Genomic DNA, 14,744 nt, shown 5'->3' with positions numbered 1-14,744 from the left:
AGCATGCGGCACCGAGTCCCCGCCGGCGTCCTGGCCATCGTGCTGGGCGCCACCACCCTTGCAGCCGGCGCCGGCCCCTTGCGCGACCGGCTGCTGGAACGCCAGGCGTCCCGCACTGCGCATGACGCCGCCCCCGGCAAAGCCTTGCGCGACATCCCCTACGGCAGCGATCCCCGCCAGCGTTTCGACGTCTACCTCCCTGCGCAGGCAGCGTCCAGGGCCCCCGTCATTTTCATGGTGCACGGCGGCGGCTGGCGCATCGGCGGTAAGGCCGAAACGGCCGTGGTGGAGAACAAGGTGCCGTATTTCACGGGGCGCGGCTACCTGGTCATTTCGATCAACTACCGCATGCTGCCCGATGCCGATCCGCTGCTGCAGGCGCAGGACGTGGCGCTGGCGCTGGCCACGGCCCAGGACAAGGCCGCCACCTGGGGCGGCGATGCGCGCCGCTTCATCCTGATGGGCCATTCAGCCGGGGCGCACCTGGTGGCGCTGTTGTCGGCCCAGCCTTCGCTGGCGGCCGGCAGCAGCTGGCTCGGCACCATTGCCCTCGACAGCGGTGCGCTGGATGTGCCGCAGATCATGGAACAGCGCCACCCGCGCTTGTACGACGAAGCATTCGGCAGCGATCCGGCCTTCTGGCGCAAGGTATCGCCGGCCCACGCGCTGCAAACGGGCGCGCAGCCGATGCTGCTGGTGTGCTCCAGCCAGCGCGACAGCTCCTGCCGCCAGGCCCACGATTTTGCGCAACGGCTGCACGCCAGCGGCAGCCGCGCCGAAGTGCTGGAGCAGGCGAAGAGCCATCGCGACATCAACCTGCAGCTTGGCGCCGACAGCGGCTATACGAGTGCGGTGCAAGCCTTCATCGACAGCCTGCTCAAGTCCTGAGCCTGTCGGAATTCTTTACAGATGAAAAAACGCTGCATTTAAAATCAGCAACTTATATTGCTTGGTGAGATTATTGCTTAATGTCTGGTTAAGTAAAATTAACTAGAGGAAATAAATGAGGAAGCTGGGGCTGGGCGTTTGCGCCTTGCTGCTATCCGTGAGCCATGGGGCGTGCGCTGCGCTGCTGTCCAGCTCCCAGGCACTAGGTGCCGGCAGCGCCGGCCCTGCCGCCGGCCCCGAACTGTTCGACATCAGCACCGGCGATGATGGCGCTCCCGCATTCGAGGAACGGCTGGTGGACCAGCAGGAATTCCCCTTCAGTCCGGCGGGCAGCGCGGGCCGGGCCCGGGCCAACCTTGGCAGCATGATGCTGGACGTCGATCCGGCCCTGGTCAATAACGTCCTGTCGGGCAGCAAGTACGAAACGGTCGATGATTCCGCGCACAAGCCGACGCTGCAAGCCCTGTGCGGCATGAGCCTGGTGTTGCTGCTTGCCTTCCGCGCCGCTGCCCGCTTCAGCGGCAAGCGTCGGCGACGGTAAAGTGGTAGCGCAGCGCGATGCGGCGCCACGCGCGATCGCAGGGCATGGCGGCAGCGATCTTGTCCAGCTCCGCCGCCAGCGCCCCGGCATCGCGCGCCAGCACGAAATGGCGGCCGAACTGGCTGAAGGGCTTGTCGCCCACATGCAACTGCCCCAGGGGCAGCTTTTCCCTGTCCATCTGGCGCCGCAGGTAACGGAAAGCACTCAGCGGCATCACCGTGAAATCGGCCTGTCCCGCCGCCAGCTTGCGCAGGTTGCTCATGGCATCGGGCGCATTGCTGCGCGTCAGGCTCTTGCCGGCGTATTCGTCGATGCCGGGATAACGGTTGCCGTAAATGCCGGCAAAGCGCAGGCCGACCAGCGAAGCCGGGCCGTGGTAGAGCACCGGATTGTCGATGCGCGACACGATGACATTGCTGTCGTCCAGGAAGGGCGGACTCCAGTGAAAGCGCTTGCGCGGCACGTCGCCGATGAAGGCCGGCGAGAGGAACAGCGCCACCCCGTCGAAGCCGCCGGATGCCTCCATCAGCTGGTTGAGCTGGCGGCGTTGCAACGACACCAGTTGCAGCGTATAGCGGCCTTCGAGCTTGCGGTTCACATAGCGCACCAGGTCGGGCGCCAGGCCGCTTTTGCCGTCGATGTAGGGCGGCCCGCGATAACTGTTGTAGGCCTTGACGATGGTATCGGCGCCAGCCGGCGCCGCAGCGAGGGCGCTGCAAAACACTAGCAACAGGTGCGGTCGTGCCATGGCGCGCCTCCGGGCGTCGCGACCCGGTCTCAGCGCGCGCTGGCTGCCGGCAGGCGCGCTTCTTCCGAAGTCAGGATCCAGACCAGGTTGAGATTGCCGTTCATGTCTTCCGTGTAGTTGACGATGAAGGTCGCATCGGCCAGCGCGCTCGGCACCACGGTCAGGTTTTCATCGCTGAAGATGCGTGCAGCTGGCGAAAGCTGGCGCGGCTTGCCGTCGACAACGATGTCCGGCGCATAGCCGAAGGTAATCTTGCCGCGCTTGGCGTTGGGCGGGAATGGGCGAGGCTCGGCGGCCAGCGCTGGCAGGGCAGGGAGGGTCATTGCGGCCGCAAGGGCCAGCAGGAAGTGTCGTTTGTCCATGTCCGCTAGCTTACCATGCTGGCGAACATGGCCAAAACGGCCAGGGCCATCACTGTTGTACAGGACCACCCCAGGACGCGCAGGCGGCGCGACAGGACCACCTCGCCCATCACCCCGCGCCGGGTCGACAGCAGCATGGTCACCACCATGACCGGCACCGCCACCACGCCGTTGACCACCGCGCTCCAGAACAGCGCGCGCATCGGGTCCATCGGCAAGAAGCCAATGCAGACGCCGGCCAGCGTGGCGGCGGTAATGATGGCGTAGAACTTGCGCGCGGCCAGCGGTTCCAGTTCCAGGCTGCTGCGCCAGTTGAACGCACCGGCCATGGCGTAGGCCGCCGACCCGGCCAGCACAGGAATCGCCAGCAGGCCGGTGCCGATGATGCCCAGCCCGAACAGCGCAAACGCCAGCTCGCCCGCAATCGGCCGCAGCGCCGCCGCGGCCTGGGCTGACGAGCCGACGTGGAAGATGCCGTGCGCATGCAGCGTGACCGCGGTGGTCAGCATGATCGACCATGCCACGAGGTTGGAAAAGCCCATGCCGATAGCGGTATCGAGCTTGATGCGGCGCAGTTGCGGGCGCACCTGGCGCGGCGCGCGCTTGAGCGGTTCGGCCTCCGGGTCTGCCTGCAGTTCTTCCACTTCCTGCGCGGCCTGCCAGAAGAACAGGTAGGGGCTGATGGTGGTGCCGAACACCGCCACCATGGTGGTCAGGTATTCCTTGTTCCACTGGATGTGCGGCGAGAAGGTGCGCTTGGCCACCTCGCGCCAGGGCACGTCGATCACCAGCACCGTGGCGGCATAGGCCAGCAGGGCCAGCGTCAGCCATTTTAGCAGGCGCGCGTAGCGCTGGTAGGGGATGAAGACCTGCAGCGCTACCGACAGCAAGCCGAAAGCCAGGGCATGCCACTGCGCTTTGCCGCCCGCCACCAGGTGCAGCGCGTCACCCATGGCGGCCAGGTCGGCAGCAATATTGATGGTGTTGGCAAGCAGCAGCAGGCTGACCATGCAGTACAGCAGCCAGGCCGGGAAGCAGCGGCGCATATTGGCAGCCAGCCCGCGCCCGCTGGTGCGGCCGATGCGCGCGCTGGTTTCCTGGATGCCGACCATCAGCGGATAGGTGAACAGCCCAAGCCACAGCATGCCCAGGCCGAATTGCGCTCCGGCCTGGGAATAGGTGGCGATGCCGCTGGGATCATCGTCGGCAGCCCCCGATACCAGGCCCGGGCCGAGCTTGTCCAGCCATGATTGGCTCTGCTGTTCCATGCCCCCGATGCTAGCGGGAGCAGGAGCAGCCTTCCGTTAAGTCACGAACATGAAAGTCGGGGTCAGGTCTGGCAATCCGCCATAAAGCGCACGAATGTGCGCTTTATGGCGGATTGCCAGACCTGACCCCGACTTGCTTTTGGCGAGCTTCCCAGGCGGCAAGGGCGATGCGGTAGCGCTCCAGGTCGTCGTAGTAGAGGTCGAGCACGCACCAGGTGCAGCCGCTGTGGCAGCAGTCGTCGGGGCCGGGTTCGGCCGGCGGTTGCGGCTTGGGGTCGTCGGCAGGTGCTTCAGTGTCGTCCATCATTCTTCCATTGCCAGCAAGGCCTGGTTGCGGCCGCGCTGCTTGGCGCGGTAGAGCGCTTCGTCGGCCAGGCGTACCAGTTGCTCGGGGCGGCTGTTTTCGGTCGGCACAAGCACCGCCACGCCGATACTGATGGTCACCAGGCCGAACGGCGAGGCGTCGTGCGGAAGCTGCAGCCGCGCCAGTTCGGCGCAGATGGTCTGCGCCACGCCGATCGCATCGGCGCCCGGGGTGGCTACCGACAGCAGCGCGAATTCTTCACCGCCGTAGCGCGCCACCAGGTCCGAGCTGCGCCGCCCATGCTCGGTGATCACGCGCGCCACTGCGCGCAGCGTGGCATCGCCGGCCAGGTGCCCATAGCGGTCATTGTATTTCTTGAAGTAGTCCACATCCAGCATCGATAGCGCCAGCGGCTGGCCGGTGCGCTGGGCGCGCCGCCATTCCGCTTCCAGCGCCAGGTCGAAGCCGCGCCGGTTGCTGACGCCGGTCAGGCCGTCGGTCTGGCTCAGCGCTTCGAGCTTGCGGTTGGAGTCTTCCAGCTCGGCGGTACGGGCGGCCACCTGCTGCTCGAGCACGGCCTGCAGGCGTGTCAGGCGCCGGATGCGCCAGTGGTACAGGCTCCAAAGCCCGCCCAGGATCACGGCGGCTGCGGCCAGGCGGAACCAGGTGGTCTGCCAGAACGGCGGCGTGATCGTCACCTCCAGGGTGGCGGCCTGTTTGCTCCAGCTGCCGTGGTGGTTGGCGGCGCGCACGCGGAAGACGTAGCGGCCCGGGTCGAGGTTGGTATAGGTGGCCACGCGGCGTTCGGCATCGGTTTCCTGCCAGTCGGGGTCAAAGCCTTCCAGCTGGTAGGCGTAGCGGTTTTGCGAAGGCTCGGTGAAGTGCAGGGCCGCGAATTCGATGGTGAAGGCGGTCGCCTGCGACGACAGCACCAGGCCGGTGGGCGCCGTCAGCGGGCCTTCCAGCCAGGCCTGGTCGCGGAAGCGGCCTTCGCTGAGCGAGTGGCTGAACAGCTTGATATCGGTAATGGCCACCTGCGGCGGCACCGAGTTGCTGCGCACCTGCTCCGGCTCGACGCCGGTCATGCCGTGCACGCCGCCGAAGTACAGCTTGCCGTCCGCGCCCGGCGCCGAGGCATTGGTGGTGAAACCGTCGGTCATGCCGTCGGCCACGGTGTAGAGCTGGGCCGAGCCATTGCCGGGGTTGAGGCGGAACAGACCAGCCAGCGTGCTGATCCAGATCCTGCCCCTGGCGTCGGACTGGATGGCCAGTGTCTTCAGGTGCTGCACGGCGGCGGCATGCGAGCGCAGCCGCAAGTCGCCGCGAGCGCTCTCTTCCAGCTGCAGCAGGCCGCGCGAGGTGCCGATCCAGAGCCGGCCGGCGGCGTCCTGGTGCAGCGCGGTGACGTTATCGTCGATCATGCCTTCCGGTCCGCCGGCGCGCAGGTGGCGAAACTTGCCGGTGGCCGGGTCCAGCAGGTCGAGCCCGCCGCCGTTGAATTCCGAACCCATCCACACGCGGCCCTTGCTGTCTTCCAGCACCACGCTGGTGCCGCCGACGCTGCGGCTGTCCGGGTTTTGCGGGTCGTGGTAGAACAGCAGGGAGCGGTCGCGCAGCGTGTCGTAGCGTACCAGGCTGTTGCCCGTGCCCAGCCACAGCACGCCATCCTTGCCGGGTGCGATGGAATTGATGAAGTCGCTGGCGGTATTGCCGAAGCGGACCAGCTGGAACTTGCCGTCCAGCGCATCCAGCCGGTTCAAGCCGTTGGCCGTGCCCACCCACAGCGGGCCGCCGGGCTGCTGGTACAGGCTGTAGACGATATTGCTGTTCATCGAGCCGGGCCGATCGTCGGCATGGTAGCGCCGCAGCACTTCGCCCTTGGCGGGGTCGAACAAGCCAATGCCGAGGTTGCCGCCGATCCAGACCGTGCCGTGCGGGCCATTCTCCAGGCTCAGCAAGGCGTTGTTGGCGCGGCCATGGCGGCCGTCCAGGCGGTACGGCAGGTAGCGCGTGAAGCCGCTGCTGCTCAGGTTAACCAGGGCAATGCCGTCGGTAAACGAGGCGATCCACAGCATGCCGCCGCGGTCCTGCAGCATGGCACGCAGATTGTCGCCCGGCAGAGAATACGGGTCGTCGCTGTTGTGGCTGTACTGGTCGAAGCGCTGCGCCGTTGCATCCCAGCGCAGCAGGCCGGCCGACAGGGTCGTGGCCCACAAGGTATTGTCGCGGTCGAAATAGAAGCTGGTGACGCGGCTGTCGGGCACTGGCACGCTGTCGCGTGTTTCCCACGGCTTGCTGCTGTCCCAGCGCCAGACGCCGCCTTCAGTGCCGATCCACAGCACGCCGTTGCGGTCGAACTGCAGGGCGCGCACGATGTTGGCGCGCGCGTTCGGATCCTGGCCCTTGTCGACGCGGCGGTGTTCAAACTCGCTGGCCCCGGCAGGCAGGTAGTCCAGGCCGCCTGGCCAGGTGGCGGCCCAGACGCCGCCCTTGCTATCGGCCGCCAGTGCATTCAGGTCGTTGCCGCCCAGGCTGCCCGGGCGCGCCGGATCGTGCACATGAACGGTGAAGGTGCCGCTGCCGGGGTCAAAGTGCTGCAGGCCGCCCCAGGTGGCCAGCCACATGCCGCCTTTTCCATCGGACACGATGGCGCGGATGATGCGGCCGTTATTGGGCGCGTTGACCGGCAAGAAAGTCGTGAAATCGTTGCTGGCCGGGTTGAAGCGCGCCAGGCCGTCCTGGGTGCCGGCCCACAAACGGCCCTGGCCATCTTCAAACAGCGCCGCAACGCGGTCATGCGGCAGGGCGCGCGGGTTGCCGGCCTTGCTGCGGTACTTGGTGACACGGTAGCCATCGTAGCGGTACAGGCCGTTCGATTGGGTGCCGATCCACATGAAGCCGCGCTGGTCTTGCAGCAGCGATAACATTGAAGGTTCGTCATTGCCTAACGGCCCGAGCTTGCGAAAGCGCAGGGTAGGCGCGGCAGCCTGGGCGATGGCAGTGAGCAGGCAGCTTGCCAGGATAAGCAGCAAAATAAAGCGGCTCAGGTGCCAGCCGCGGGCGTCAGTAGCATTCATTTAGTGACATTATAGCTTCCATCCCAGCAATAATTTCCGCTCCGCTGCCCCAATCCATGCGCTTTACCACAGTTCTCGGGTATCATGCGGGGTTGGCCGCTGTTAACCTTAAGAATTGTATGTCTGACATTGAGAACACCCCTGAGCAAGTAAAGTTCGCCGATTTCGGCCTGGCGCCGGAAATCCTGCGCGCGCTGACCGACCAGGGTTATGTGCACCCGACGCCGATCCAGGCGAAAGCGATCCCGATCCTGCTGCAGGGCCGCGACGTGATGGGTGCCGCCCAGACCGGTACCGGCAAGACGGCCAGTTTTTCCCTGCCGATCATCCAGCTGCTGCTGGCCCATGCGAATACGTCGATGAGCCCGGCGCGCCATCCGGTGCGCGCCCTGGTGCTGGCGCCGACCCGCGAGCTGGCGGTGCAGGTGGCGGAAAACGTGGCTGCATATTGCAAGCACACCCCGCTGCGTTCCACCGTGGTCTTCGGCGGCATGGACATGAAGCCGCAGACTGAAAAGCTGCGCAGCGGCGTGGAAATCGTGATCGCCACGCCGGGCCGCCTGCTGGACCACGTGGAGCAAAAGAATATTTCGCTGGGCCAGGTGCAGATGCTGGTCATGGACGAAGCCGACCGCATGCTGGACATGGGATTCCTGCCCGACCTGCAGCGCATCATCAACCTGCTGCCGAAGAAGCGCCAGAACCTGATGTTCTCGGCCACCTTCTCGCCGGAGATCAAGAAGCTGGCATCGAGCTTCCTGACCGATCCGATCACCATCGAGGTGGCGCGCTCCAACGCTACCGCCGACAAGGTGACCCAGGTAGTCTATAAGGTCAACGAAGACCACAAGCGCGACGCGGTCGCCCACATCCTGCGCCAGCGCGAGCTGAAGCAGGTCATCGTGTTCTCCAATACCAAGATCGGCGCCTCGCGCCTGGCGCGCGGCCTGGTGACCGAGGGCATGAAGGCGGCCGCCATCCACGGCGACAAGACGCAGCAGGAACGCATGCAGGCGCTGGAAGCCTTCAAGAAAGGCGAGATCGACGTGCTGGTGGCTACCGACGTGGCGGCACGCGGCCTGGACATTTCCGACCTGCCTTGCGTCATCAACTTCGACCTGCCGTATAACGCGGAAGATTATGTGCACCGCATCGGCCGTACCGGCCGCGCCGGCGCCTCGGGCGACGCGATCTCGATCTACTCGGACAAGGATGAACGCCTGCTGGCCGACATCGAAAAGCTGATCAAGCAGACCGTCCCGCGCGGCACGCTGGAAGGCTTCGTACCGGGCGGCTTCCGCAGCGATGAGCGCCATGGCGACCGCCGCCGCGACCGCACCCAGAGCGACCGCGCGCCGCGCAGTGGGGAACGCCGTGAAGGCGCACCACCACCTCGCCGCGAGAAGGTCGACCCATGGTTCCTGAAACCGTATGAGCCGACCCGCAGCAACGGCGCGCCTGCCGCCGCCGCGCCGGCCGCACCGGCCAAGCCGAAGCAGAAGATCGCCGCCTTGCTGGGCGGCCTGCCGAAAGGCTGATGAGATGTAAAAAGGGCCCGTCGATGAACGGGCCCTTTTTTTGATCGTTGACGATGGTGTCTGACCCTGAGGGTCAGACACCGGTTTACCGGTTTTCCAAATCCTGTCCAATCGCGCGCTAAAACCGGCAAGGCAGTGTCAGACCCGCAGGGTCTGACACTCGTTTAATGCTTGCCGAAGCAGGCAGGGCACGACACCCCCGGCACGTATTCCGGCGCCAGTTGCTGGCGCGGGGTAACCACCGCGCGGCAGGCGAAGCACTGCTTGGTTTCGGTTGGCTCGAGCTGCGGGTTCAGCGCAGTGCGGTAGTCGAACACGAAGCAATCGCCGGTGTAGTGGGCGCCGCCCACTTCCTCGAAATACTTCAGGATGCCGCCTTCGAGCTGGTAGACATTGTCGTAGCCGATGTTCTGCATGTGGATCGCGGCTTTCTCGCAGCGGATGCCGCCGGTGCAGAAGGTCACCACGGTCTTGCCTTCGAAGTCGGCCTTGTGCTTCTCGATGATCTCCGGGAATTCGGTGAACTTGGTCAGGCGGTAGTCGACCGTGTTGTTGAAGGTGCCGACGTCCACTTCGTAGTCGTTGCGGGTTTCGACCATCACGACCGGTTTGCCGTTGTCGTCGTGGCCCTGGTCGAGCCAGCGCTTCAGGTCTTTGGCTTTCACATGCGGTGCGCGGCCGTCTTCCGGACGGATCAGCGGATGGCGCATGGTGATGATTTCTTTCTTGATGCGCACCAGCATGCGGCGGTGCGACTGCTCGGCCGACAGGCTCTCTTTCACTTCCAGGTCCGCCAGGCGGGCGTCGCTGCGCACCCAGGCCAGGTACTCGTCGATATTGGCGCGGGTGCCGGACAGGAACATATTGATGCCTTCCGGGGTCAGCAGGATGGTGCCCTTCAGGCCCAGGCGGGCGCAGATGTCCTGGTATTGCGGGCGCAGCTCGTCCAGCTTGTCGAGCGTGATGAATTTGTAGGCCGCGATGTTGACGTAAACGGCTGGTGCCGCGCCGGGCGTTGCAGGCGCGTTTTCAATGGTTGCTTGCATGGGATTGGTAATCGATTGAATCCGGAACAGCCGACATTATAGCCGCACTCGGCGGAATGCCCAAATAATAGGCAGCCGGCGCGCGACATTATGGCGTTCTACGACATGGCATCCGAGCAAGGCGTCGCCGCGCGAACGGCGATCACCTGATCAGCAAGAACACCTTCCGCCTTCGCAAGCCTGCGTGAGGCGGGCGCTCCGGTTAGCGCTTACTTCTGCGCCAGGACCCAGCGCACCAGCTGGTGCGCTTCGGCATCGGTCACCTGGTTGGGCGGCATCGGCACCGCGCCCCAGGTGCCGGAACCGCCCTGCAGCACCTTCAGGATCAGCTTGTCTTCAGCACCCTTGTCGTTCTTGTACTTGGCCGCGACATCCTTGAACGACGGTCCCACCAGCTTCTTGGCCATGGCGTGGCAGGCGAAGCAGCTCTTCGATTTGGCCAACTGCTCAGGTTCTTCCGCATAGGCCGCCAGCGAGGCAGTCATCAGCAGGGCAGCAGCAACAATTTTCATCTTTCTCTCCAAGGGGGATTGGTAAGGGTGATTCTAGCCGTGCCACGCGGAAGCAGCGGCCTCATTTGTAAGCAATTATCGCGCGTCCTATACTGAACTAGTCAACAGGCTAGTTCGTTGGGGGTCTTATGTTCAAGAGGATAGGGGCATTTGATGCCAAGGCAAGGTTTTCCGAGCTGCTAAGAAGTGTGGGTGAGGGGGAAAGTTTTACCATTTCTGTGCGTGGAAAACCGGTTGCCGACCTCGTTCCGTCGCGTATGGGCGAGCAACGCGATGTCAAGGAGACAGTCGACGCTCTTGGGAGACTGGAGTTGGTCAAAGGCGTCAGCGATGATGAAATTCGAAACTGGATCCGGCAAGGTCGAGAATGAAGCTGGTCCTGGATGCGTCAATGGCAATGGCGTGGCGCTTTGAACGCTTTGACCCTGCTGAGCGCGATTGCGCGCGAAAGCTTCGAATGGCGTTGGGGACGGCAGACATCCTGGTTCCAGCGATTTGGCATCTCGAAATTGCGAACGGTTTGCTTGTGGCAGAAAGGCGCGGCTGTCTCACGATGGCCCATGTCGACGAATTTTTGAATTTGCTCGATGCCTTGCCAATCAAGACTGAAGATGTGTCTTTGTCATCAACTAAACACCAGGCACTGGCGCGTGCAAGAATCTCAGGCCTTTCCGTTTACGATGCCGCTTATCTGGCACTAGCCATGCGCTCAGGCGCTGCGTTGGCAACTTTTGACCGCCAGTTGGCTGCGGCCATGCGTGCGGCCGGCGGCACCGTCTACGAATAGCGGTAGAGGCAGCTCAGGCGTTAAAATAGGGGGATATTCGACTTGAAATCCGCCCGCCCCATGAGCATTGAAACAATCGACCAGCCAGTAGACGCCACGCCAGCCGCAGCCCCGGTGGGACCGCAATTCGTCCACCTGCGCGTGCATACCGAGTACTCGATTGTCGATGGCCTGGTGCGCATCGATGACATGATCAAGGCGGCGGTCAAGGACAAGCAGGGCGCGCTGGCCATCACCGACCTGGCGAACATGTTCGCCATGGTGCGCTTCTACAAGTCGGCGCGCGGCAAGGGCATCAAGCCCATTGTAGGCGTCGACGCCTGGATCACCAACGACGAGAACCGCGACAAGCCGCATCGCATCATGCTGTTCGCGAAGAACCGCATGGGCTACCTGCAGCTGTGCGAACTGCTGTCGGAAGCGTGGCTGAACAACCAGTACAAGGGCCGCGCCGAGATCCGTACCGAGTGGCTGCGCGACCGCGCCAACAAGGAATACCCGCTGCTGCCCGGCGAGAGCGGCGCCAATGCGCTGATCGCCCTGTCCGGCGCGCACTTTGGCGACATCGGCCAGGCCATCGAAAACAGCAATCTTGACCTGGCCGAGGCCAATGCCCGCAAATGGGCGGAAATCTTCCCGAACGGCCATTTCTACGTCGAGATCCAGCGTGCCGGCCAGGCCAACCAGGAGGTGCAGGTGCGCCAGTCCGTCGCGCTGGCGGCCAAGCTTGGCTTGCCTGTCGTGGCGACGCACCCGGTGCAGTTCCTGTCGAAGGACGAATTCATCGCCCACGAAGCGCGCGTCTGTATCGCGGAAGGCGAGATGCTGGCCAATGCCAAGCGCGTCAAGCGTTTCAACGAGCAGATGCGCTTCCTCACGCAGGCCGAAATGGCGGAACTGTTCCACGACTTGCCGGCCGCGCTGCAAAACTCGGTGGAAATCGCCAAGCGCTGCAATGTGACGCTGACCCTGGGCAAGCCGCAGCTGCCGAACTTCCCGACGCCGGGCATGTCGATCGACGAATTCCTGGTGGCGGAAACGCAGAAGGGCCTGGAGGAGCGCCTGGTCCAGCTGTTCCCCGATCCCGAGAAGCGCGAGAAGGAGCGCCCGCGCTACGAGGCGCGCCTGAAGTTCGAGAACGACACCATCATCAAGATGAAGTTCCCGGGCTACTTCCTGATCGTTGCGGAGTTTATCCAGTGGGGCAAGAACAACGGCGTGCCGATCGGCCCGGGCCGCGGCTCCGGCGCAGGCTCGCTGGTGGCGTATGCATTGAAGATTACCGACCTGGATCCGCTGAAGTACAACCTGCTGTTCGAGCGCTTCCTGAATCCGGAACGGGTATCGATGCCCGACTTCGATATTGACTTCTGCCAGGAAAAGCGCGAACTGGTGATCCAGCACGTCAAGGACCTGTACGGCCGCGAAGCGGTGTCGCAGATCGCTACCTTCGGTACTATGGCGGCGAAAGGCGCAATCCGCGACGTGGGCCGCGTGATGGACTTCGGCTATATGTTCTGCGACGGCGTGTCGAAGCTGATTCCGTTCAAGCCAGGCAAGCCGGTTTCGATTGCCGAGGCGATCGAGGAAGAACCGCTGCTGAAAGAGCGGCAGGAAAACGAAGAAGAAGTACGCCAGCTGCTCGACCTGGCGCAGCAGGTGGAAGGCATTACCCGCAACATCGGCATGCACGCCGGTGGCGTGCTGATCGCGCCGGGCAAGTTGACGGACTTCTGCCCGCTGTACACCCAGGGCGGCGATGCCGGCGTGGTGTCGCAGTACGACAAGGACGACGTGGAAGCCGTCGGCCTGGTGAAGTTCGACTTTTTGGGCCTGACCACGCTGACCATCCTCGACCGCGCGGTCAACTACATCAAGGACCTCGATCCGGAAGGCACCAAGGACTTCGACCTGGCCAAGCTGCCGCTGAACGACCGCCCGACCTATGAGCTCTTGACCAAGGCGAAAACCGTCGCCGTGTTCCAGCTTGAATCGCGCGGCATGCAGGGCATGCTGAAAGACGCGCGGCCCGACCGCTTCGAAGACATTATCGCGCTGGTGGCGCTGTACCGTCCTGGCCCGATGGACCTGATCCCGGACTTCTGCAAGCGCAAGCACGGCGAAAAATTCGATTACCCCGACCCCCGCACCGAGGGCATCCTGTCCGAAACCTACGGCATCATGGTTTACCAGGAGCAGGTGATGCAGATGGCGCAGATCATCGGCGGCTACTCGCTGGGCGGCGCGGACATGCTGCGCCGTGCCATGGGTAAGAAAAAGGCCGAGGAGATGGCGGAGCACCGCGAGATCTTCCGCAAGGGCGCGCAAGAGGGCGGGCTGACCGTCGAAAAAGCCGACGAAATCTTCGACCTGATGGAAAAGTTCGCGGGCTACGGCTTCAACAAGTCGCACGCGGCTGCCTATGCGCTGCTGTCCTACCACACGGCCTACCTCAAGCATCACCACACCGCAGCGTTCATGGCAGCCAACATGTCGCTGGCCATGGACGACACGGAGAAGGTCAAGATCCTGGTCGAGGACTCGATCGACGTGTGCGGCCTGACCATCCTGCCGCCGGACGTGAACCAGTCCTCCTACCGCTTCCGCCCGGACGGCGAGCCGGGCAAGAAGGCCACCAAGATCCGCTACGGCATGGGCGGCGTGAAGGGCGCAGGCCAGAACGCGATCGAGGCGATCATCGCCGCGCGCGAGGCGGGCGGCCCGTTCACCAGCCTGTTCGACTTCTGCAAGCGCGTGGACAAGAAGCAGATCAACCGCCGCACGGTGGAAGCGCTGATCCGCTCCGGCGCCTTCGACTGCTTCGGCGTCGACCGCGCGGTGTTGTTTGCCTCCGTGGGCTTTGCCATGGAATACGCCGACCAGGAAGCCAAGTCGGCCAACCAGGTCAGCCTGTTCGGCGGCGACGATTCAGACCTGGTGGCGCCGCCGGATTACGTGCAGGCGACTCCGTGGACCGACCGCGAGAAGCTGGCGGAAGAAAAGATTGCACTGGGCTACTACCTGTCCGGCCACATGTTCGACTCCTACCAGCAGGAAGCGCGCCGCTTTGCGCGCACCAAGCTGTCCGAACTCGAGCCGTCGCGCGAACCGCGCATGATGTGCGGCGTGATTTCCGGCATCCGCACCCAGATGACCCAGCGCGGCAAGCTGCTGATCGTCACGCTGGACGACAAGACCGCCGTGGTCGAAGTCACCGTCTATAACGAAGTCTTCGAGCCGAACAAGCATATGTTCAAGGAAGACGAATTCCTGTGCGTCACGGGCAAGGTGTCGGAAGACCGCTTCTCCGGCGGCTTGCGCATTTCGGCGGAAAAGGTCTACAACATCACCGCCGCGCGCATCCAGTTTGGCCGCCAGATCGGCCTGGCGTTGCCGAAGGCCGTGCCGACCGCAAAGCTGGCCGAGATCCTCGGCCCGCACCGCGACGAATACGGTTTGCCGGTGTCGATGCGCGTCCGGCCGCAAGGCATCGACTGCGTGTTGCAGCTTGGCGACGACTGGCGCGTGGCGCCGTCGGATGCGCTGAAAATTGCGCTGGAGCAGGGCCTGGGGGCACAGGAAGTTGCAATCGAGTATTAACCCGGTGCGCGGAACGCCGGCGCAGCTCAGCGGTATCGTGCGACGGCGTTATTAATATCTCAACATAATCCGG

General features: G+C 64.0%; 13 protein-coding genes. 6 read left to right on the top strand and 7 right to left on the bottom strand.

The genetic code is table 11. The features are described 5' to 3' along the window. Positions 1-3 precede the first annotated feature (3 nt). Both ACN9MU_RS27100 and ACN9MU_RS27095 read left to right on the top strand, forming a co-directional pair. Complete coding sequence (locus ACN9MU_RS27100) at positions 4-888, top strand: alpha/beta hydrolase (RefSeq protein WP_426336373.1); 885 nt, start codon at positions 4-6, stop codon at positions 886-888. A 115-nt stretch (positions 889-1,003) separates the two neighbouring features. Further along, complete coding sequence (locus ACN9MU_RS27095; protein WP_426343713.1) at positions 1,004-1,429, top strand: hypothetical protein; 426 nt, start codon at positions 1,004-1,006, stop codon at positions 1,427-1,429. On the opposite strand, the gene ACN9MU_RS27090 is transcribed toward ACN9MU_RS27095, so the two are convergent. The 5 genes from ACN9MU_RS27090 to ACN9MU_RS27070 form a co-directional block, all read right to left on the bottom strand. Continuing rightward, positions 1,404-2,177 carry a substrate-binding periplasmic protein gene (locus tag ACN9MU_RS27090; RefSeq protein WP_426343712.1) on the bottom strand — a complete coding sequence of 258 codons (774 nt, stop codon included), beginning with the start codon at positions 2,175-2,177 and terminating at the stop codon, positions 1,404-1,406. The two genes, ACN9MU_RS27095 and ACN9MU_RS27090, sit on opposite strands and share 26 nt — an antisense overlap. Positions 2,178-2,206: 29 nt before the next feature. Then, a complete protein-coding gene (locus ACN9MU_RS27085) occupies positions 2,207-2,539 on the bottom strand; it encodes a hypothetical protein (RefSeq protein WP_426164526.1) in 333 nt (110 codons plus the stop codon). A gap of 5 nt (positions 2,540-2,544) precedes the next feature. Then, positions 2,545-3,807, bottom strand: coding sequence for an NRAMP family divalent metal transporter (locus ACN9MU_RS27080; protein WP_426164524.1), 1,263 nt, complete (start codon positions 3,805-3,807; stop codon positions 2,545-2,547). A gap of 103 nt (positions 3,808-3,910) precedes the next feature. Beyond that, positions 3,911-4,114, bottom strand: coding sequence for an oxidoreductase-like domain-containing protein (locus ACN9MU_RS27075; protein WP_426164521.1), 204 nt, complete (start codon positions 4,112-4,114; stop codon positions 3,911-3,913). After that, a complete protein-coding gene (locus tag ACN9MU_RS27070) occupies positions 4,111-7,188 on the bottom strand; it encodes a diguanylate cyclase (RefSeq protein WP_426343711.1) in 3,078 nt (1,025 codons plus the stop codon). Before ACN9MU_RS27070 ends, ACN9MU_RS27075 begins: the two co-directional genes overlap by 4 nt. A 119-nt stretch (positions 7,189-7,307) precedes the next feature. Between ACN9MU_RS27070 and ACN9MU_RS27065 the strand changes: the two genes are divergently transcribed. After that, positions 7,308-8,726 carry a DEAD/DEAH box helicase gene (locus ACN9MU_RS27065; RefSeq protein ID WP_426164515.1) on the top strand — a complete coding sequence of 473 codons (1,419 nt, stop codon included), beginning with the start codon at positions 7,308-7,310 and terminating at the stop codon, positions 8,724-8,726. 164 nt (positions 8,727-8,890) lie between these two features. Here ACN9MU_RS27065 and ACN9MU_RS27060 read toward each other — a convergent pair whose 3' ends face one another. Both ACN9MU_RS27060 and ACN9MU_RS27055 read right to left on the bottom strand, forming a co-directional pair. Beyond that, entirely contained in the window at positions 8,891-9,772 is an 882-nt protein-coding gene (locus ACN9MU_RS27060) for a sulfurtransferase (RefSeq protein WP_426164512.1), read from the bottom strand. 209 nt (positions 9,773-9,981) lie between these two features. Next, complete coding sequence (locus ACN9MU_RS27055) at positions 9,982-10,284, bottom strand: c-type cytochrome (RefSeq protein WP_426164509.1); 303 nt, start codon at positions 10,282-10,284, stop codon at positions 9,982-9,984. A gap of 128 nt (positions 10,285-10,412) precedes the next feature. Between ACN9MU_RS27055 and ACN9MU_RS27050 the strand changes: the two genes are divergently transcribed. From ACN9MU_RS27050 to dnaE, 3 genes are read left to right on the top strand one after another with little or no spacing between them, the layout of a single operon-like run. Beyond that, positions 10,413-10,655, top strand: a complete 243-nt coding sequence (locus ACN9MU_RS27050) for a type II toxin-antitoxin system Phd/YefM family antitoxin (protein ID WP_426164506.1) — start codon at positions 10,413-10,415, stop codon at positions 10,653-10,655. Beyond that, on the top strand, positions 10,652-11,071 hold the full coding sequence (locus ACN9MU_RS27045) for a type II toxin-antitoxin system VapC family toxin (RefSeq protein WP_426343710.1): 420 nt from the start codon (positions 10,652-10,654) through the stop codon (positions 11,069-11,071). Before ACN9MU_RS27050 ends, ACN9MU_RS27045 begins: the two co-directional genes overlap by 4 nt. Before the next feature lie 60 nt (positions 11,072-11,131). Continuing rightward, the gene (gene dnaE, locus ACN9MU_RS27040) at positions 11,132-14,671 is read left to right on the top strand and encodes a DNA polymerase III subunit alpha (protein WP_426343709.1); all 3,540 of its coding nucleotides are present in this window, start codon (positions 11,132-11,134) and stop codon (positions 14,669-14,671) included. Positions 14,672-14,744 lie beyond the last annotated feature (73 nt).

The sequence above is a fragment of the Pseudoduganella sp. R-32 genome (assembly GCF_049913245.1).
GTDB lineage: Bacteria > Pseudomonadota > Gammaproteobacteria > Burkholderiales > Burkholderiaceae_D > Rugamonas.
Note: the sequence above shows the minus strand (reverse complement) of the source record. Positions and strands in the feature narration are given on the sequence as shown.